The 19,528-nt window shown below is 62.9% G+C and carries 18 protein-coding genes; 8 read left to right on the top strand and 10 right to left on the bottom strand.

Features of this window, described 5'->3' with window-relative positions:
• Positions 1–92 precede the first annotated feature (92 nt).
• The 3 genes from HWE01_RS21305 to HWE01_RS21295 all read left to right on the top strand — a co-directional run bounded on the left by HWE01_RS21305 (position 93) and on the right by HWE01_RS21295 (position 3,281).
• Positions 93–869 (top strand): FadR/GntR family transcriptional regulator, encoded by a 777-nt coding sequence (locus HWE01_RS21305; RefSeq protein ID WP_241822815.1) that lies wholly within the window; start codon positions 93–95, stop codon positions 867–869.
• A 66-nt stretch (positions 870–935) separates the two neighbouring features.
• Positions 936–1,877: a LysR substrate-binding domain-containing protein gene (locus tag HWE01_RS21300; protein ID WP_241822814.1), complete on the top strand. Its 942-nt coding sequence runs from the start codon at positions 936–938 to the stop codon at positions 1,875–1,877.
• A 222-nt stretch (positions 1,878–2,099) separates the two neighbouring features.
• Positions 2,100–3,281 carry a GGDEF domain-containing protein gene (locus HWE01_RS21295; RefSeq protein ID WP_241822813.1) on the top strand — a complete coding sequence of 394 codons (1,182 nt, stop codon included), beginning with the start codon at positions 2,100–2,102 and terminating at the stop codon, positions 3,279–3,281.
• A 15-nt stretch (positions 3,282–3,296) separates the two neighbouring features.
• Here HWE01_RS21295 and HWE01_RS21290 read toward each other — a convergent pair whose 3' ends face one another.
• Genes HWE01_RS21290 through imuA form a run of 3 tightly spaced genes read right to left on the bottom strand, consistent with a single transcriptional unit; the run spans position 3,297 to position 8,676 of the window.
• Positions 3,297–6,506: an error-prone DNA polymerase gene (locus HWE01_RS21290; protein WP_008328601.1), complete on the bottom strand. Its 3,210-nt coding sequence runs from the start codon at positions 6,504–6,506 to the stop codon at positions 3,297–3,299.
• Positions 6,507–6,515: 9 nt separating this feature from the next.
• Positions 6,516–8,000: a Y-family DNA polymerase gene (locus tag HWE01_RS21285; protein ID WP_241822812.1), complete on the bottom strand. Its 1,485-nt coding sequence runs from the start codon at positions 7,998–8,000 to the stop codon at positions 6,516–6,518.
• On the bottom strand, positions 7,927–8,676 hold the full coding sequence (imuA, locus tag HWE01_RS21280; protein WP_241822811.1) for a translesion DNA synthesis-associated protein ImuA: 750 nt from the start codon (positions 8,674–8,676) through the stop codon (positions 7,927–7,929). The genes HWE01_RS21285 and imuA overlap by 74 nt, the downstream gene beginning before the upstream one ends.
• Before the next feature lie 391 nt (positions 8,677–9,067).
• Here imuA and HWE01_RS21275 point away from each other — a divergent pair, with 391 nt between their 5' ends.
• A complete protein-coding gene (locus HWE01_RS21275) occupies positions 9,068–9,412 on the top strand; it encodes a KGG domain-containing protein (protein ID WP_175342547.1) in 345 nt (114 codons plus the stop codon).
• A gap of 184 nt (positions 9,413–9,596) precedes the next feature.
• Here the strand turns inward: HWE01_RS21275 and HWE01_RS21270 are convergent, their stop codons facing one another.
• The gene (locus tag HWE01_RS21270; protein ID WP_175342548.1) at positions 9,597–10,352 is read right to left on the bottom strand and encodes a YoaK family protein; all 756 of its coding nucleotides are present in this window, start codon (positions 10,350–10,352) and stop codon (positions 9,597–9,599) included.
• 851 nt (positions 10,353–11,203) lie between these two features.
• Here HWE01_RS21270 and HWE01_RS21265 point away from each other — a divergent pair.
• Positions 11,204–11,785, top strand: a complete 582-nt coding sequence (locus HWE01_RS21265; RefSeq protein WP_008328608.1) for a DUF4142 domain-containing protein — start codon at positions 11,204–11,206, stop codon at positions 11,783–11,785.
• Between the two features lie 140 nt (positions 11,786–11,925).
• Positions 11,926–12,174: a hypothetical protein gene (locus HWE01_RS21260; protein ID WP_241822810.1), complete on the top strand. Its 249-nt coding sequence runs from the start codon at positions 11,926–11,928 to the stop codon at positions 12,172–12,174.
• A gap of 218 nt (positions 12,175–12,392) precedes the next feature.
• On the opposite strand, the gene HWE01_RS21255 is transcribed toward HWE01_RS21260, so the two are convergent.
• From HWE01_RS21255 to HWE01_RS21240, 4 genes are all read right to left on the bottom strand, one after another.
• Positions 12,393–13,109 carry a type 1 glutamine amidotransferase domain-containing protein gene (locus tag HWE01_RS21255; RefSeq protein ID WP_502798462.1) on the bottom strand — a complete coding sequence of 239 codons (717 nt, stop codon included), beginning with the start codon at positions 13,107–13,109 and terminating at the stop codon, positions 12,393–12,395.
• Positions 13,110–13,182: 73 nt separating this feature from the next.
• The gene (locus tag HWE01_RS21250; protein ID WP_008328613.1) at positions 13,183–13,401 is read right to left on the bottom strand and encodes a hypothetical protein; all 219 of its coding nucleotides are present in this window, start codon (positions 13,399–13,401) and stop codon (positions 13,183–13,185) included.
• Positions 13,402–13,545: 144 nt separating this feature from the next.
• Positions 13,546–13,803: a hypothetical protein gene (locus HWE01_RS21245; RefSeq protein WP_241822809.1), complete on the bottom strand. Its 258-nt coding sequence runs from the start codon at positions 13,801–13,803 to the stop codon at positions 13,546–13,548.
• Positions 13,804–13,805: 2 nt separating this feature from the next.
• The gene (locus HWE01_RS21240) at positions 13,806–15,500 is read right to left on the bottom strand and encodes a thiamine pyrophosphate-binding protein (RefSeq protein WP_008328616.1); all 1,695 of its coding nucleotides are present in this window, start codon (positions 15,498–15,500) and stop codon (positions 13,806–13,808) included.
• Between the two features lie 258 nt (positions 15,501–15,758).
• Here HWE01_RS21240 and HWE01_RS21235 point away from each other — a divergent pair, with 258 nt between their 5' ends.
• Both HWE01_RS21235 and HWE01_RS21230 read left to right on the top strand, forming a co-directional pair.
• A complete protein-coding gene (locus HWE01_RS21235; protein WP_034350287.1) occupies positions 15,759–16,862 on the top strand; it encodes a nucleotide excision repair endonuclease in 1,104 nt (367 codons plus the stop codon).
• A 166-nt stretch (positions 16,863–17,028) separates the two neighbouring features.
• Complete coding sequence (locus HWE01_RS21230; RefSeq protein ID WP_241822808.1) at positions 17,029–18,339, top strand: hypothetical protein; 1,311 nt, start codon at positions 17,029–17,031, stop codon at positions 18,337–18,339.
• A 44-nt stretch (positions 18,340–18,383) separates the two neighbouring features.
• Here HWE01_RS21230 and HWE01_RS21225 read toward each other — a convergent pair whose 3' ends face one another.
• On the bottom strand, positions 18,384–18,884 hold the full coding sequence (locus HWE01_RS21225; RefSeq protein WP_241822807.1) for a hypothetical protein: 501 nt from the start codon (positions 18,882–18,884) through the stop codon (positions 18,384–18,386).
• Between the two features lie 128 nt (positions 18,885–19,012).
• Positions 19,013–19,528 (bottom strand): YncE family protein (locus tag HWE01_RS21220; protein WP_241822806.1); only part of this gene is annotated, 516 nt, incomplete at its 5' end.

Below are 19,528 nucleotides of genomic sequence, written 5' to 3'. Positions count from 1 at the left end.
CTGCCTGTGGCCTGCCGCTGGCGGTGAGGATGACAAATCCGCTACCATGCGCCATGTCGTTTCTGTCACCTTGCGACTGTCCTGGAGGGTCGATGCCTTTATCGAGCAAGTCTGCGCGCCCCGGCGCTTCCAATGAAATCCTGAGCCTGGCTGCGGCCGGCCTGGGACCGGTACGTCCGGAACGCTTCGCTGAACGGGTCTATGAAACCTTGTTCCATGCCATCGTCGAAGGCCGCATCGCCGTCGGCAGCAAGCTGCCCTCGGAAAATGACCTGGCCACGCTGTTCGAGGTCTCGCGCCCGGTGGTGCGGCAGGCGCTGGACCGGCTGCGTGAGGATCAACTGGTGGAGTCCCTGCGCGGCTCGGGGACCTATGTGAAGGAAAAGGTGGGACTGGCCCCGGCGCGACCGGACGGCGAACCCGAGACCCGCATCGGCCACATCATGAATGGCCTGGAACTGCGCCTGGTGCTGGAACCGGAATGCGCCTACATGGCCGCCCTGCGGCGCAACAAGCAGGATCTGGAAAAACTGGATACCTTGCTGCTCGGCTTCGAGGAAGCCAACCGCGTGGGCGGCATTGCCCACCATTACGATTTCGGGTTCCATGAAGCCATCGCCCAGGCCACCGGCAACCTGCGCTTCGTGCAGGTGATGAAGACCCTGGAATACGACGTCAGCCACGCCGTCAACATGTTGCGCCACCTGATGCACATCCCGCCCTGGAAGCGCTCGCAGGATGCCATGGACGAGCACCGCCAGATCTTCGAGCTGATCCGCCAGCAGGATGCCGAGGGTGCCCGGCGGGCCATGCGCGGCCACATCGAGAACGCCCGTACGCGCATGTTCAACAGCCGGCCTGGCTTGTAGGCCTGGTTGTCATCAAAGCTGTCAATTGAATTGACTACTCAACACTCTGGCCGGAAAATTCACCGCATGGAATTACGTCAACTGCGCTACTTCGTGGCCATCGTCGATCACGGTTCGCTCTCGCGCGCGGCGCGGGTGCTGCACATCGCCCAGCCGGCGCTGACCCAGCAGATCCGCCAGCTGGAAGACGAGATGGCGGCGCAGCTGCTGCACCGCTCGGCCCAGGGCGTGATTGCCACCGATGCCGGCAAGGTCTTCTATGAGCATGCACTGGCGATCCTCAAGCAGGTGCAGGACGCCAAGCAGGCCGTGGCGCAATCCACCGACAAACCCTCGGGCACGGTGGCGCTGGGCATTCCGCAGAGCGTGTCCAATGCGCTGGCCTTGCCGCTGTTGAACGCGGTACGCTCGATCTATCCCGAGATTACCCTGCAACTGACCGAGGAATTGACTGGCAACCTCATCACCCAGCTGAAATCAGGACGCCTGAACCTGGCCGTGCTGTTCGATGATGGCCAGCTCTCTTCCTTCGCGGCCACACCCATGATCGAGGAAGAGATGATGTACATCACCCGCGCCCGATCGCAGTACGGTGTCAAGAGCCGCAAGGGGGTGCCGCTGGCCCAGGCCATCCAGGCCCCGCTGATCCTGCCGGGACTGGCCCATGGCGTGCGACCGCGCATCGAAAACCTGGTGCGTAGCCAGGGCATGAGCCTGGATAACGTCATCGAGATCAACTCGGTGGCCATCCTCAAGTCAGCCATCCTGGCCGATATCGGGGCCACCATCCTGCCGGTGGCTCCGCTCTTGGCCGACATCGAGCGCGGCGAGATGGTGGCGCATCGCATCGCCGGAGAACAGATCTCGCGCACCCTGGTGTTGTGCGCTTCCCGCAATATCCCCCTCACCACCGCCGCCGCTGCGGTAGAAAAGCTGGTGCTGGATGTGACGGACGCACTGTGCCGCTCAGGCCAGTGGGGGCATACGCGGGTGCTGGAACGTGAATAAAACTGAATGAGGTCCCCGGTTTTTCGGTATGAAAATTCAGATTTTTTGATGAATTGCTGAAAATAACTGCCGAGCTGGCGGCATCGGTTACACTGGTGGCGACCCCGGTTGTCCTTGAGCCCCCCGCCTACAGAGGACGCCGCCGATGCGCTTGGGGGCGCATCCTCTGCATCGCTTGCCGCGATGTCATCAACACCAGCCCGCAGGGGCGAGCGAATCCGCATGAATCCTTTCACCGCCAGCATCGCGCTGGCCATCGTTCAGTTTTGCAGTGGCGTGATCATGACCGGCCTGTTCATCAGCACGCCGTCAGAACGCTTCACGCGGCTGTGGGCGTTGTCGGGGGTATTTTCGGCGCTGGGTATCTGCATCACCGTCGGGGTGTACGCGGGGCTGGCGGGCAACCTGCGTTTGCTCGGTCTGCTGGTGGGCAACACGCTGGTCTTTTCGTCGGGCATCGTGGCCTGGTGCGGCCTGCGCAGTTTCTACCAGCGCCAGTCGGGCGGCTGGCCGCATTGGCTCATCATCGTCTATGTTCTGCTCTTCGTCGCACTGCTCATCGGCGGCGCCGACTTCACCCATCGGTCCTACCTCGCCGTGGGCGGGCTGCAGCTGGTGTTCTGCCTGGTGCTGCATGAATTCTTCAAGGGGCTGTCCGGCCCGCTGGCACGGCGCTATCCGCGCTGGACCTTTGGCCGCTGGATCGGTATGGCTGCCTTGCTCATTCTCAGCGCCACTCATGTGAGCCGGCTGCTGCTTTCGCTGTCGCATCCGGAACTGTTCATGCCGCCCCAGATGCGCATGCTGGGCGTGGCCCTGATCTACCTGATTCCCATCAGTGGCACGTTGCTGCTGTCGGTGTCGCTGATGATGATCTACTTCGAACGCCTGCTGGCCGACAAGCAGCGCCTGGCCACCGAAGATGAACTGACCGGCACCCTCAACCGCCGCGAGCTGGTGCGCTGCGGCGAACAGGCCCTGGCCCAGGCGGTGCAGGGCGGGCGGGTGCTGACGCTGGCCTTCATCGACGTGGACCATTTCAAGCGCATCAACGACACCCACGGCCACCTGGTCGGCGATCGCGTACTGGCCGACATCGGTGCCTTGCTGCGTGAGCACTGTGGCCAGAGGGGCATGGTCGGGCGCTACGGCGGCGAGGAATTCTGCGCGGTCTTCCCGGACGGGGCCGAGGAAGAAGGGCGCCGGATCGCCCAGCACCTGCTGGAAACCGTGCGCAGTCACGACTTCGGCCATGGACAGACGGTCACCATCAGCGTCGGGCTGGCCGTCTTGCGGCCGGGTTGTGCCAAGAGCTGGGATGCCCTGGTGCACGAAGCCGACCAGGCCCTGTATCGCGCCAAGAGTGAAGGGCGCAATGCCTTCCGCATGGCGCTGGCGGCCTGATCGAATCACGTTGCTTCAGAAGAAATCCCGGCTGCGCGGTTGCAGCTCGCCCAGCAGATGGGTCCAGTCTTCCAGACGTCCGGCCACCAGATGGCGCACCTCGCCCTGGCACTGCCAGCTGCCATACACCCCCAGCAAGCGCGCATTCAAGACCTCGCTGCGCTGCCGCTCCAGCACGGCAGGCCAGATGATCACATTGGCCGAGCCGGTTTCATCCTCCAGCGTCATGAAGATCACACCCTTGGCCGTGCCCGGGCGCTGGCGCACCGTGACGATGCCGCAGCAGCAGGCGAACTGGCGATTCTGCAAGCCGTTGAGATCGGCCACGCTCATGAAGCGGCGCCGCCGCAGGGTCTCGCGCAGCAGCGCCAGCGGATGGCGGCGCAGGGTCAGGTTCATGGCGCGGTAGTCGTCGATGATCTGGTCGCCTTCGCCGGGCGCTTCCAATTGAACTGCATCATCTCCGCGTGGCGCCGTGCGCAGCAGGTCACGATCAGGTACTGCGCCCACGGCATGCCACAGCGCGGCGCGCCGGTGGCCGGCCAGTTCACGCAAGGCGTCGCCTGCCGCCAGGGCCTGCAGGGCGTGGCGGTCCAGCGCAGCGCGCCGGGCCAGGTCATCGACATCGGCAAAGGGCCGTTCTCTGCGGGCTTCTTCGATGCGCTGCGCCGCCTGTTCCGGCATGCCGCGCAACAGGCTCATGCCCAGCCGCACCGCAGGCCGCGCATGCCCTGTGGAATCCAGCTCCAGGATGGATTCCCAGCGACTGCGCAAGACATTGACGGGCAGCACTTTCACCCCATGCCGACGCGCATCCTGGATCAACTGCGAGGGCGAGTAGAAGCCCATGGGCTGGCTGTTGAGCAGGCCGCACAGGAAGGCTTCCGGCTCATGGCATTTGAGCCAGCTGCTGAAATAGGTCAGCAGGGCAAAGCTGGCGGCATGGCTCTCGGGGAAACCGTATTCGCCGAAACCCTCGATCTGGTTGAAGATGCTTTCGGCGAATTCGCGAGAATACCCATTGTCGGTCATGCCCAGCACCAGCCGTTCATGGTGCGGACCCATGCCGCCCTTGCGCTTCCAGGCGGCCATGGAGCGGCGCAGGTCATCGGCTTCGCTGGGCGAATAGCCGGCCGCCTCGATGGCCACATCCATCACCTGTTCCTGGAAGATCGGGATGCCCAGGGTGCGCTCCAGCACCTTCTTGATCTTGCCGCTCTTGCGGGTGTTGTCCGGGTAGTCGAAGCTGCCGCCCTCGCGCACCAGTTCACGCCGCCGCAGATAGGGGTGAACCATGCCGCCCTGGATCGGACCGGGCCGCACGATGGCCACCTGCACCACCAGGTCGTACTGGGTGCGCGGCTGCATGCGCGGCAGCATGCTCATCTGGGCCCGGCTCTCGATCTGGAATACGCCGATGGTATCGGCCTTGCAGATCATCTCGAAGGTGGCCGGGTCTTCGCGGGGGATGTCGTGCATCTGCATCACCTGCGGCAAGCCGCGCCGCAGGCTCACCAGTTCCAGCGAACGGCGCAGGGCGGTCAGCATGCCCAGTGCCAGCACGTCGACCTTGAGCAGTCTGAGCGACTCCAGGTCATCCTTGTCCCATTCGATGACGGAACGGTCTTGCATGGCTGCCTTCTGGATCGGCACCAGCCGTGACAACTGCCCGCGCGCGATCACGAAACCGCCGGTGTGCTGCGACAGATGGCGCGGGAAGCGCAGCAGCTTGCCGGTAATGCTGGCCCACAGCCCGATCTGCGGCAATTCGGGGTCCAGCCCGGCTTCGGCAAAGCGGGCCAGCAATTCTTCGCGGCTGTCGAACCAGTGCTGCGACTTGGCCACCGTATCGACAATGGCCGCATCCACCCCCAATGCCTTGCCGACCTCGCGCAAGGCCCCGCGCGGCCGGTAGCTGTGCACGGCGGCGGCCAGCGCGGCGCGGCGACGGCCGTACTTGCGGTAGATGTGCTGGATGACTTCTTCGCGGCGCTGGTGCTCGAAGTCGACATCGATGTCGGGCGGTTCCTCGCGCTTTTCGCTGATGAAGCGGGCAAACAGCAGCCGGGTGGAAGTCGGATCGACCTCGGTCACCCCCAGGCAGTAGCACACCGCCGAGTTGGCCGCCGAGCCGCGTCCCTGGCAGAGGATGCCGCGTGAACGGGCGAACTTGACCAGGTCGTAGACGGTCAGGAAATAAGCTTCATATTCCTTTTTGGCGATCAAGGACAGTTCCATCTCGATCTGTTCGCGCACCTCGCCAGGAATCCCCTGTGGATAGCGTTTGACGGCACCGGCCAGGGTTTCCTGACGCAGGTAGTCGGCCGGGCTCATGCCCAGCGGCACCAGCTCGTCAGGATATTCATATCGCAATTCCGCCAGGCTGAAATGGCAATCGGCCGCCACTGTCAGGGTCTGGGCCAGCGTCGCCGGGCTATGCACCAGCGAGAGCCGCATGCGCGGGCGCAGGTGTTGTTCGGCATTGGGGGCCAGGGCCAGTCCGCATTCCTGCACCGGCTTGCCCAGGCGGATGGCGGTGACCACGTCCTGCAGGTATTTGCGTGACCGCTGGTGCATCTGCACGTCGCCCACCGCTACCAGCGGCAGGCCATGCCGGCGCGCCGCTGCGTCCAGCGCGGCGCGGTGCAGGTCGTCCAGAGGGCGATACAGCCGCGTCATGCCGACCCAGGAACGACCGGGTGCCAGGGTGGAGAACCAGCGCAGTTGGGCATCCAGCGTCTCTTCGTTGGCCGGATAGTCCGGCACCAGGATCAGCTGGCAATCGGGCAGGGCACGCAGGTGCGACAAGGCTGGCGGGGGCTGGCTCAGATCCTCCGGTGACAGCAGGTAGCGGCCTTTCTCGGCGCGGGTGCGGGCCAGGGTGATGAGTTCGCAGAGGTTGCCATAGCCTTCGCGGTTCCTGGCCAGCGCCACCAGGGTCATGGCGGCCAGGGGATGGGCCGGATTTTCCTGGAGGGCCGTGAAACGAAAGCTGCTGCCGATGAGCAGCTTGAAATCCTTGGCCTTGCCGCGTTCGAACTGCTCAATCCAGGCGGCATGGGCGCGCACCACACCCGCCATGCTGCATTCATCGGTGATGGCCAGGGCACGGTAGCCCAGCTCGATGGCGCGTTCTACCAGTTCCTGCGCATGCGAGGCGCCGTGCAGGAAGCTGAAGTTGGTGCGGCAATACAGTTCGGCATAGTCGGGCAGAGCGGTTTGCATGCGTTTCTCCTAGCCAAACAAGCCGTGCAGGAACCACTGCGGTTCTTCATCGGACCACTCGCCGCCACGCCACTGGCGGAAGATCCAGTAATAGGCGTGGCCGGCATCGCGCGCCGTGAAGTAGTCGCGCGTCAGGGGCCGGCCTTCCCACCAGCCGGCTTCGATGCGTTCGGGCGGCGAGGTGAATTCCAGTGCACTCCGATAGAAGGGCTTGTGCTGCTGTACCCGCAGCGGCAGGGGTTCCTGCAGCAGCCACAGCGGGCGTGGCGGCAGCCGTGCCGGATCGCTGCCCAAGGGCGCGGGCAGGCTGGCGGCGGACTGCATCACGCTGCACCAGCGGTTGGCGATCTCGGGCCGGTGATCGGCGCGTGGCGCGGCCTGCTGTACCTTGTCCGCGCCCAGCCGCGCTACCAGCAGCTCCAGCAGGCGCTGGTGATCCTCGGCACTGCCGCCGGGCTCGGGGAAGAGCATCTCGCTGGCGGCTTGCCGGCTTTCCAGTTCATCGGCGGCCAGGCCCAGGGCGATGGCCGGGGCGGGCAGTAAGGAGCGGGCCAGTTTTTCCTTGACCAGGGTGTGCAGATGGTCTTCCTGCCAGGCCGGTACCGATAGCGCCACCTGCAATTCGGTAGGAGGGACCGCCTGGCGTCCGCGTTCATGTTCCAGCCACAGACGCAGTTTCTTGATGGCCAGCTGACGCGCGGCCAGCCAGCCGGCCAGTTGCGCCAGCAAACCCTGGGCATAGGCGACCAGGACGTCGGTCTGCTCGATGCGGTCCGGCAGCTCCACCCGGGCCTGGAAGCTGGGTGGAGCCACGATCCAGTCATGGACTTCGGGGGCAGCGCCATAGGCCCGGTCCAGCATGAGCAGCAGGTCCTTGCCGCAGCGGCGCTGCAATCCGGCGCGGGGCAGGCGCCGCACCTGGCCGAGCTGGCGGCAGCCCAGTCCGTGCAGCCATTCCAGATGGGGGAGCGCAGCGCTGAGCAGTACTACCGGCAGCCGGTCCAGGCGCCGTTGCAGGGATGTCGGGCCCAGGGTGCGCACGTAGCCGTAGCTTGCCAGCAGCCAGGCCCCGGTCGCCGTGACGGCGCAGGACAGGATGGCCGACAGGCCCAGCCGGGCGATGGTCACGCGGATCTTGCGGCACAAGGCGCGGATGCCGCCGAACAGGCGCAGGCTGGCGCCCACCTCCAGCAGGATGCACGCCTCTGCGGCCAGCGTGACCTGGGGCGTGTATTGCAGCAGGGCCAGGGCGGCCTGCTGCAGCGTGGTGTCTTCGCGCAAGGTGTCTCGCTCGTGCAGATGGGCCTCGGGGGCCAGCAATTGCACGCCGCCACGCCGCATCCCTTCCTGCACGCCCAGCCCCCGCGCCGGCGCTGTCAGCGCGGTCACGCGGTCGCGCTCGAAGACCACGGCGGGGGCCTCATCCAGCCAGTTCGGACGGAAGACTTCCAGCGGCAGCAGTGGCAGGTGTACGGCGATCCACAGGGGAGACATGGCGTTGCAGATTCGGTGAAGGCAGCAAAGGGAGAAACAGGCTCTGTTCGCGCAGGGGGCCGCGACGCTTGAGAAAACCGATCTCCAGTCCGTCACGCGCCGACTTGAGCGTCAGCCGCAGGGGCGCGGGTGAAGGTTCGCGGGCGCAGGACAGGGGCCGCAGCATGAAGAACAGGGTCTGCCCGGCCTGGGCCGCCCCATGCAGGCGCCGCAGCAGGTCGTGGTCGCCCTTGCGCAGGCGCGGCTGCCACATCAGCAGGGCCTGGCAACTGTCGGCCCGCAGCACCTGCTCGGCGGCCCAGCAGGCATCGGCCGCATGAGCGGCCTGCAACTGCAGCAGCCGTGCGGCCTCCACCCCCATCTGCGCCCAGCCGGGCGCATTGATCGGGTGCGGCGCCTGCAGCAGCACAATGCGCTGCGCGCGCGTCCGGTGCTGGTCACTGGTCGGTGGACGCGCCAGCACCGGGCGCAACAGGCGCAGTTCGCCGATGCCGTCCTGCGGCAACAGCAACTCGATCAATACGCCGGGTGGCCAGCCACGTTCGGGCAGTTCGGCATCGAGCGCTTCAAAACCGCTGGAGATCCCGCGCGCACCTCCTCTTGCCAGCTGGGAGGCCAGCCAGAGCGAAGGGTGGATGATTTCCGGAGTGCGAACCGGAGAGGCGGATGTCAACATGAAATGAACGGGAGGACGCTGAATGCAGGAAAAACAAATGACTGTATAAATATACAGTAAAATTTTTGAGGTGTGACAAAAACTGTCTTCACGTCATGAGCCATCAGGAAAATGAAATTTGCTTCAGGCAATCTCTGCAAATGTCATCAATCCCGAAGATCGATATCCAAAACACAAGCTCATCTTCAAGTTTTCCTACATGTCTGACGGCCATTGCTGACATGGGCTGGGGAGCTCTTCCGATAGTGAGTATCGGTGAGGCTTTTTACACTGCAGACGTGGACAAGAAGTTGGGTTGCCACCCACATGCTCGCGCAGGGCAGTAGGGCGGGTGGATGGCAAATGTCTGCTCCATTCGATCCATTCGATCATCCAAGACAAGGAGTCACACATGGCAAATTCAGAGAATCCGGGCAACAGCAATCGCGGCTTTGCCGCCATGGACAAGGAGAAACAGCGTCAGATCGCCAGCATGGGAGGCAAGGCTGCCCATGCCAAGGGGGCGGCGCATGAGTTCAGCTCGGCCGAAGCCCGGGAAGCCGGACGCAAGGGTGGCCTGAACAGCCATGGTCGCAAGAACGCTGCAGCGGCAGCGGCGGCAGCGCAGAATGGCAGTAGCGGCAACGGCGCCGCGAGCTCTGCTCCAGCGCAGATGCACCAGAGCACACCGCAAGAGGGCAATGGCGCCCTCCAGCAACCCCAGCAGTCGGACAGCACCCCGCAGCAGCAAGGCTGAAAGGAAAGAACCCGGCCGCCTCAGGCAGCGGGCGCAGTACGGTGCAGAACATCAAAAAATATCAAAAAATATCAAGAACAGGGCCCAGGCTCGTACCGTCAGTGCAAGAAGCTGATAACAAGAAAACGAAAGGCGCGGACAGCGCCTTTTTTGTTGTTTCTGCCCGCAGAGGGCCGGTTGCGCCTCAGTGCCGCGCCAGATCATCCATCATCGGCACCAGCGCCAGCAGGAACAGCCCGGCCGCCAGCGGCATGGTCGCCACGAAACCCAGGGCCTTGAAACCGAAGGCCCCGGTCACGCCCCCCAGGAAGAACATCAGCAGCAACGAGGACAGCAGCATGAACTTGCGTCGTGCGCCGGGCACGGGATCTTCCGCCATCGCTTCGCCGGGCTGGCGCGGCGCCAGGGTCCAGTAGCACATCTTGCCGATCTCGATGCCGATGTCGGTCACCAGCCCCGTGACGTGGGTGGTGCGAATCTCCGAGCGGGAGATCTTGCTGATCATGGCATTTTGCAGGCCCATCACGAAACACAACAGGGCCGCCGTGACCGGCACGAACAGCAAGCGGTGATTCTCCAGGTTGGAACCCAGGATGCCGAAGCACAGCAACAGCATCGCCTCCAGCATCAGCGGCATGGCATATTCGCTGTGCAGGCCACGGCGCCTTGCCCAGTTGATCATGACCGCCGAACAGGCCGCCCCCAGCAGGAAGGACAGCAAGGCACTGGCGCCGGCCACCAGCAGCAGGGTTTCCCCCAGCACCAGGTTGTCGGCCAGCGAGGAGACAATGCCCGACATGTGAGACGTGTATTGGCCCACCGCGAGAAAGCCCCCGGCATTGACGGCGCCGGCGATGAAGGCCAGCGAGCGCCCCAGGTGGCGGTTGGAGAGGTCGGTGCGCGCCGGGCTGGTGAGGCGGCGCAGGTAATCGATGGGCATGACGGATCCAGACGTAGAGGCAAGCACACCAGGCGGCAGCATCCCCAGGTCGCCGGTTCGTCGCGCTCACGCTGGAGAGGGAGTCGCTTGTCTTCGCCCATTCCTGCGCAGATCGACGGTGGCGTCTTGCTGCCTTTGCCTTCAGTGTTTCTTATGCTGACAAGAATACTTCTTCCTGGCCCGATGCGGTGAAGGATGCAGCAATGCCTGACCTGAGTCAGGGGGGGCGGGTGTTGTTGTCGGGGGCGATGAACAAAAAAAAGACCGCCTGGGGGAGGCGGCCTGAGGGGGAGGGATATAAGACGCCGAGGATCGGGGGAATCTTCGGAGAATTTCTGCTTATGAAAACGACTCGTGGGGATAAACCGATGGGGGATGGACTGTATTCATGACATGACGGAGGGGGACGTTCATGTCGGAATGTGAGGTCCTCGGTTTCGAGTACGTTGAAGACATGGTAGCGGTGCGCTGCAAAAAAGAGCATCGGACAGTGCCCAATTAATGCGTAGGAAAACGCCTACACCGCAAGCGCTCCCATGCCGCCCAAAGCCGCACCGGCTCTAGCCATGGCCGATATTGACCTGGTGCATGTCGGCATTGCGCACCTCCGGCAGTTCGTAGTCGCCAGATGGCGACACTTGCGGCGCCGGACGCACCGGCGCTGCCGGCAGCGAAATTTCCGCCAGCGGTGATTTCAGCCGCTGCGCAAAAAGCGCTCATCGATTCTTACATCGGTCATTGGCGCTGTCTGATGCAAGCCGTTCCACTTCATGACTAAAGTGAAAGCATGACGGCCCGGCCCGGCGCGGGTCGCAAGCAGATTTCTCATCCATCCAGTAAAGGAGCCCTTCATGCAGCCTATCCAGATCCTTCATCCTCGCCTGCAAGCCCGTACCGGTCGTCGCCTGATCGGCGCCGGCGTCCTGATGCTGGCCGGTGCCGCCCTGTCCTTGAACGCCGTCGCCGAATCGGTCAACAGCAAGGATAAAAGCTTCATGACCAATGCCGCCGAGGCAGGCCATGCCGAAATCGAAGCCAGCAAGATCGCGCTGGAAAAAAGCAGCAACCAGGCCGTCAAGGACTACGCCCAGAAGATGATCGACCAGCACACCACGGTCGATGAACAGCTCAAGCAACTGGCTTCCAGCAAGGATGTCACCTTGCCCACCGAACCCAGCATGGCCCAGCGCGCCAAGATCGCCATCCTGGACAAGCTCTCGGGCCATACCTTCGACAAGCGCTATGCCAGCATGATCGGCGTATCCGCCCATGAGGATGCGGTCAAGCTGTTCCAGAAGTCCTCCAAGCAAGCGCAAGACCCGGATGTGAAGAACTTCGCCACCAAGACCCTCCCGGGACTGCAGGAACACCTGAAAATGGGCCGCGAACTGAAGCAGAGCATGGATGCCGCCAAGAAACAAGCGAATGAATGAGTGACATCTTCTTCAGTCAACCGTGCGTCGCAATGAAATAAAACTTCCTTTGCGACGCTGATCGACTAAGCTGAAGGCAGCCCTGCTTCCGTCCCTTCGTCATGACGTCCCCCACGCCCCGTGCGCCCTGGAGACTTGCCATGAAACACTTCGCCAGATCTGTCCAAGAGCAGCAAGCCGGTCATTTCATGCCGCGTGTCGCCAAGCTGGACAAGCACAAATATGTCGCCTACATCGATACCCGGATCGATGAACTCTGGCACATGGATCTGCACGACCTGGGCACACAACCGGTGCGCATCTGCAAGAAGCGCAAGGCGGCAGAGAAGGCCGCCCTGGCCTTGCTGGCCGAGGCCATGCACAGGTACCAGGGAGAACAGACAAGGTAGCTCGCCCACGCCGACCAGCCTGCGGGCAGGCATTCCAGATGGTCTTGGTGCCGTCCGGCTCGAACCGGGCGGCCTTGCTGTTTCTACGGCATCCGGATTTCAGCCAATTCCTTCACGCTGCATGGTCTGGCTTCATGCGAAATCCGGCGCCAGCCCAAAAAAATCGAGGGGAGCGCCCCTCGATTTTAATTTTCCTTCATATCGCCTTGAAACCGCCCTCAGCCGTCACTTTGCGCCGATTCTCCATGGGCCACGGCAAAGGCTTCATTTTCATGATCGGGCGGCGCGGCGGGAGCACGGCCCTTGTCGGACAGTTGCGGCTTGCCGCTTGCCGTTGAGGCAGAAGCGTCCGTGGCATTGCCGACGGGCTGCTGGCGCTGTTCACGGCGCTGCTGCTCATCCAGCAGTTTCATGAATTCATTGTTGAAGGCTGCAATATCGGCGGGTTTGCGCGAGGAGACAAAGTTTTCGTCCCGCACCACCTCCTGGTCGACCCATTGGCCGCCGGCATTCTTGAAGTCGTCCTGCAGGCTGGGCCAACTGGTGACCGTGCGGCCCTTGGCGATACCAGCCGAAATCAGCAGCCAGCCGCCGTGGCAGATGGAGGCGATGGGCTTTTCCGCGTCGTTGGCGGCGCGCACGAAATTACGCGCCTCGGGCAAGAGGCGCATGGCGTCGCCGTTGACCACGCCACCGGGCAGGAGCACGGCGGAATAATCGGCCGGGTTGGCCGCATCCAGGCGCCCGTCCACACTGACGACCTCGCCCTTGTCGACATGCTTGAAGCCTTGGATGCTGTCCCTCTTGTCGGAGAGGATGTGGACGGTGGCACCGGCAGCCTCCAGGGCCTTCTTGGGTTCCAGCAATTCGGCCTGCTCGAAGCCGTCGGTCACCAGGACGGCGACTTTCAACTGGTTGTAGCGATTGCTCATCATGCTTCTCCCTTCAAAAAAGAAAGGCGGCCGGCATGCACCGGCCGCCCCTGCAAATGGGACGGGCGGACAGGAATCAGCCCGCTTTGGGTGTGTTCTGCTTGACCCGGTGGCTATTCTGATGGTCGTCCCTGGCCTTTTCCATCTCGGGTGCCTTCTCGATGCGGGTGATGTTGGAGGTGGCTACCGGATCACTGCCAGGAAAGCTCATCTCATTGGCTTCATCCAGGGCCACTTCGGACGGGGTGTCGTACTGGTTGGGACGATGATTCTTGTCGGATTTGCTTGCGCTCATGCTGTTCTCCTTCTGTTCTGATGGACAGGGCCGAGCTCTGCATCAGTGGGTGCGGCCCGTGAAAGACAGCTTACTGCGTGCGCCTTTGCCTCCCTATAAGCGGGCGGCGCAACCGTACGTAAGAATGCGCGAGGCGGCCGGGACTCAGGGCCAGGGTGCCGGGGTGACCTCCTCGAATTGCCCCGGCTGTGCACTGGCTGCGGGAATGCCGTCGGGTTTGCGGCCCGGGTGCAGCATGCTGCCGGTAATCAGTTCCAGCTCGCGTTCGGCGGCGATGAAGGCACTGTGCTGCAGCGGCTGATCGGTCACCGGCCAGTGCGCCATGGCCCAGCGCTTGTAGTCCTCGAAGCGGGCGCGTAGTTGCGCTGCGTATTGCTCTCGTTGCTGTTCGATGGCGTTCATGCTCATCCTCCCTGCATGGCAATGAGGCTTTCCTTGACCTTGGCCAGGCCGAACCGCCAGATTTGCTCCATCTTGATGTGCGGCATGACCGGCAGTTCCGACGGATCGATGAACACATCCAGTACTGCCGGGCCGGGCGCGGCCAGCAATTGCTGCAGGCTTTCCTGCAACTGCTCGGGCGTGCGGGCGGTAAAGCCCTGGCCGCCGCAGGCGCGGGCGAAGGCGGCGAAGTCGGCATTGGGGAATTCTGAACCTTCGAAGGCGGGCAGGCCGGCTTCTTCCATCTCCAGATGCACCAGGCCCCATTCGCGGTTGTTGAAGACAATCACCTTCACCGGCAATCTGTGCTCCACGCTGGTCATGAATTCGCCCAGCAGCATGGTGAAGCCGCCATCACCCACGGCCACGATCACCTGCCGTTCACGGTCCAGGGCCTGGATGCCGTTGGCCTGGCCCAGGGAAGTGCCGACCGCTGCATTGTTGAACGAGGCCAGCAGGCGTTGCTGGCCACGCTGGCGGATCCAGTTGCCGCACCAGAGCGTGACCACGCCGGTATCGATGACGAAGCGGGCATCGTCCTCGGCCAGGTCGCTCACGGCACGGGCCACGCTTTGCGGTTTGATCTTCTTGTGATGGCGCTTGATCTCGGCGGCGTTATCGAGCTTGCTGTTCCAGCGTTCGCGGTCGGCATTGGTCTTTTGCAGGAAACTGCCATCGGTCTTGCCCTCGACCTGCTCCAGCAAGGCCCGCACGGCCGGACCGACCGAGCCGGTGATGCCCAGCGTGACCGGGGCGCGGCGACCCAGCACGAAACTGCGTTCGTCGATCTGGATTACCTTGGAGCGGGTGGGCAGGAATTCCGAATAGGGATAGTCCGAGCCCAGCATCAGCATCACCTCGGCCGCATGCAGGGCATCGGTGCCGGGCGCGCCACCGATGAGGCCGACGCCTCCGATCCAGTGCGGATGGTCGTACGCCACCAGGTCCTTGCCCCGGAAAGTGTGCATGACCGGCGCCTGCAACTTGCTTGCCAGCGCCAGCACCTGGTCGATGGCACCCCGGCAGCCATGGCCGGCAAAGATGGCGACCGATCCGGCGGCATTGATCAGTTCTGCGGCGGCGGCAATGTCGGCGGGCGGCGGTGCCAGTTCACTGCGCTCGCGCAGCGTAGCAATACTGGGCACGGTGCCGCTGAGCCTGGCGCCGATGATGTCTGCAGGAATGTTCAGGTGTGCTACGCCGCGTTGCGCATAGGCCTGGGCAATGGCCTGATGGAACACGGCTGGCGCCTGTTCTGCACTGGTGACGACCTGGCTGTAGGCGGCGACGTCACGGAACAGCATGTCGGGTGAATTTTCCTGCAGATAATCGGTGCCGCGCCGCGCTGCCGGCACGCCTCCCGAGATGGCCAGTACCGGCGCGTGGTCCTTGCGGGCTTCGTAAAGTCCGGCGACCAGATGGTTGGCACCGGGGCCGGTGGTGCCGCAGCAGACGGCCAGGCGGCCGGTCAGTTTGGCCTGTCCGGCGGCGGCCAGGGCGGCACCTTCCTCGTGGCGTACACCGATCCATTCGATACGCTTGTCGCGACGGATGGCGTCGGTCAGAGGATTCAAGGCATCACCGACAACACCGAAGATCTGGCGTACGCCGATGTCGTAGAGGGTGTCGATGAGGATGTCTGCAACGGTGGCGGGCATGGCGACTCCATGAAGAGGAAAGAGGACGGAATCGCCCAAGAGTAAGTCCAGGCAGGCCCCGCCCAGTATCGGCAAGAGCGGTAAATCCTTGTAGGAGAAGACCCGTGGCGGCGCTGCCAGGCGGCAATGTCCTACACGATCTTCATCTTCCTGCCGACTGTGGTGGCAGAGGGTCGACTTCATAATCCACTTCAACTTGAGGGGCCGGCCGATCCGGACCGTCTGCAACCTGACAGAGTACGCCCCACCCGCCGTGACATGAACAACAAGAAGGATTTGGCCAGTGCCATGAATACCATCCGCCACCGCACCTCACTGACCCAGCTGTTGACCCACCCCCTGCAGGCCGCGATGCCGGCCCTGATGCCGCAGGCGCCAGCCGCTCAGCCGCGCAAGCTGCCTGCCGCCCTGGTGGAGCGCCTGCTGGAGCAGGAAGGGCAGCGCGGCCTGCGCCATCTCGATCTGCCCTGTGCCACTTTCAACGCCCCTCAGCCGGCAGCGCATCGCGCGGCCACCTTCAGCTATCCGCTGCACATCGACCGTGCCAGCATTGACGCCTTGCCCGCCGCCTGCGGTGTCTACATCCTGCGCGGTGTGGATGACGAGGCCCTGTACGTGGGACGCAGCGTCAATCTGCGCAGCCGCGTGCTGGCTCATCTGCACAGTCACGAGGAACAGTACCTGATCGGCCGCACGCGCCGTATCGAATGCCGTCGTACGGCCGGTGAGCTGGGCGCGGCCCTGCTGGAGAACTGCCTGCTGCACGATCTGCGTCCTTCCCACAACAAGAAGCCGCGCACCAGGCGTGGCCTGTTCACGCTGCGGCTCAGTCCTGCGGGCCAGCCCTGGGTGGCGCAGGTGGATGAGCGCCACTTCAGTCGGGCCGAGAACCTCTTCGGCATCTATACCAGCGAGCGCGCCGCCCGGGAAGCGTTGAACAAGCTGGTCGAGCGCCACGGTCTGTGCTCCATCGTGACGGGGCTGGAACAGGCCGATGGCATCGGCATGGCCTGCTTCGGTCGTCAGATCCGTCGCTGCCGGGGCGCCTGCACCGGGGAGGAATCCCATGAACAGCACCAGCATCGCCTGATGCAGGCGCTGGAAGACTTGCGCATCCTGCCCTGGCCTTACGCCGGTCCGATGGGACTGGTGGAGCAGGGCGATGGCTGGCAGCAGCTGCATGTTATCGATCATTGGCGTTATCTTGGGTCGCTGGACCGTGACCATCGGCAACTGATCCGCCGTCCGGCCGCCAGCCTCAAGGGTTTTGACCTGGAAAGCTACAAGCTGGTCATTCAGCCTTACCTGCTGGGGCAGCTGGAATTGCGTCCGCTGCCGGGCCTGCCGCTGGCGCAGAGTTGAAGCAGGTCTGTGCCGGGCCGGGTGTCTCCTGCGGGCGGGCCTGGTCGGCTGTTCTGGACCCCGTCTGTTTGAATTCCACCGTTTTTCTGCGTTTTCTCCATTCGATCTGATGCAACGACGACTTCCTCATCCTGTAGCGGCTATCCTGCTGCTTGCTCCTCTTGGCTTGAACCTGGCCCATGCAGCCGATACCGGCTTCTGCAACGCTGAGCAGACGCTGGACAAGGACCGGCTCGCCGCCACCCTGATCCGTACCTATCCGGTGAGCACGGCCTATTTATCGGTTGGCCAGGATCCGGCCCCGTTGAACTCGCCGCGTGCCCTGGTGGCCTGGTTGTTGCAAAAGCGCGCCATGGAGAAGTCTGGGGGGCAGGGCTGCCAGGGCGACAGCTGCAACGTTGACCATATGGCTGCGGATGTACAGGCGCTGCTCGACGGCAAGGATGCGCGCTTCCAGCCCAGTGGTCGCAGTGATGTGGTGGCTTTTTTCCGGGACAACAGCCGCGTGGCGCTGCGTTGTGAAGGGACGGGTGCGGTACCGACGCTGGCGAATGCAGAGACGGCCTTGCGCATGGGCGTGGCGCCGGTGGCGGTGCCTACCCCGGCGGCTGGTCCTGCAACGCCACCGGCTAACGGGACTGGCGGTCCGGCACAGCCGGCCGGCTGGATGGATCGTGTGCGGATTCGGGGCAATCCTGACCAGCTTTCCATCGACCATCGGGACAAGGCTGGCTTCTCCTCGGTCGACCGCGCGCGGGTGGCGCTGGCCAATGACGATGTAGCGCAATCACGCACCAATGACGTGGTGGTTTTTGCCGGCTATGCGCTGGACAAGCGCCCCCTGGGGACGCCCGGCAGCACCTATGAGGCGGTGCCTTATGTCGGGTTCAAGCAGAACCGGGTGACCAACTATGACAGTGGCAGTGCCGAGATCACCACGACGCGCACCAGCCAGGTAGGGATGCTGTCGGCCTTCCACTTTGCCCATGCTGATACGGCCAATACCGAGGACCTGACGGCGCGTCCCGATTACCTGGTCAACAGTACCGACGGCAGCCGGCTGCTGACGGTCAACTTCACGTTGACACCGGTGCGTCCCGGCGTGCTCAACGATTTCCTGCGCTGGAACAATGGGTTGGCCTTCAAGCCCATCCTGATTGGTCAGAGCCGCAATGGTATCTACATCAACCGGGGCGATGCGGATGTGGTTGACCAGCATCGCGACTTCATTCGCCTGGGGGCGCAGGCGGGGTTCACGCTGTCTTCCACCAATCCGGCCTTGCCGTTTGATTTCACCACGACCTATACCGGGTTGAAGGCCTTGCAGGGCAATCGCAGCATTCATTACTGGAAGTCGGTGCTGACTTACAACTTCAACCAGAACGTGGGCCTGAGCCTGGATTATTCGAATGGCTTGCTGCCCGATAGCGGGGATGCGGAGCGCAAGTGGGGGTTGGGGGTGTCGAGCAAGTTCTGATTAGCGGAGGCAGCAGTGACGGGGGCGGCGCGCTGTCGCGTTGCTTAATCGCATCCTGCACCAAGCCCGTAGAGCATCCATTTTCCTTGGTCGAGTCGGAGACTGCGGCTTTGCACGCAGGCTTCGTTGACGAAGAACATCACCTCAATTTGCTCATCGGTGACGGTTGTGGTGACTTGCCAGGCTTCACCGGCTTTCATCAGGTGATCGAGCAGTTCGTCGTCAACTTGAAGTACTTCTTGTAGGTCCTCTTGGCCGCTTCCACTGTATTCGGCGTTGACGTTGGGCGTGACATGCTGCTTGAGATAGGCCTTGCGGGCGGGAGTTTTGCTTGCGCAGAGCAAGGTCTCGATCAATTCATGCGCCTCGTGCGGTAGTTCGCGGCGCAGCTCGGAACGCTCAGGCGCTGTGCAGGCATTTTGATACGTTGTGCCTTGCACTTCCAGCGGTGGGAATGACTGTTCGAGTTTTGTTGCGCTTGCAAGGAGCAGGGCCGTGGCGATGCCTAAAACCGTAGCCATGATCAGTAGAGCAGTTCTTTTCATGAAGGAAAGGCTGATTCAAAACATGGATTGATCATCGTTGCGCAACACCAGGAAACCGAAATCCGAGCTGCCTTGGAATCCGATTTGAGGTGATTGGGAATTTATGCGCTGACAGAGCTGAAGTCGTACTAGTTCGACTGCTTTCCGGGAAATGCGGGACAAGTTTCCAAATCAAGATTCATGTCGTAAATCACGTCGACCACCTTTCCTGTCGTCAGGTCCACGATATCGTGATCCACTATCGCTGTTTTGTGATTCCTGCTGAAGGCCGCTTCGTAGGGGCCCCTCGTTCTCGTGAAATGATTGATCGGCTTTCTCTTTTTTAGATCAATGACGTAAACCTTATTAACGGGCGGGGCACCTATCCGTGCTTTACTTAGATATTGTCCCCATGCAATGGCACGGGTTCTTGAACAGTTGACGGCCCAGTCGCTCACTCGGATACCGAGCGGAATTGAAACTGTACGTGTTCCTGCTTTGAACGCGAATCCATTTGCTCCGCCGCGGAACGAATTGCGAAGTTCAATGTTCGAGGCGCTGATCGGATCTGGAAATAAGAAAAACATTGAACTCATTTCATAAATAGGGTCTGTTAACTTTTTGTCGTGCGTGTTAACTTCTTCGTATGGCGCGAAGAGAAGAAC

It is taken from the genome of Herbaspirillum sp. C7C8 (assembly GCF_022627875.1).
GTDB lineage: Bacteria > Pseudomonadota > Gammaproteobacteria > Burkholderiales > Burkholderiaceae_D > Herbaspirillum.
This window is presented reverse-complemented; position numbering and strand designations above follow the sequence as displayed.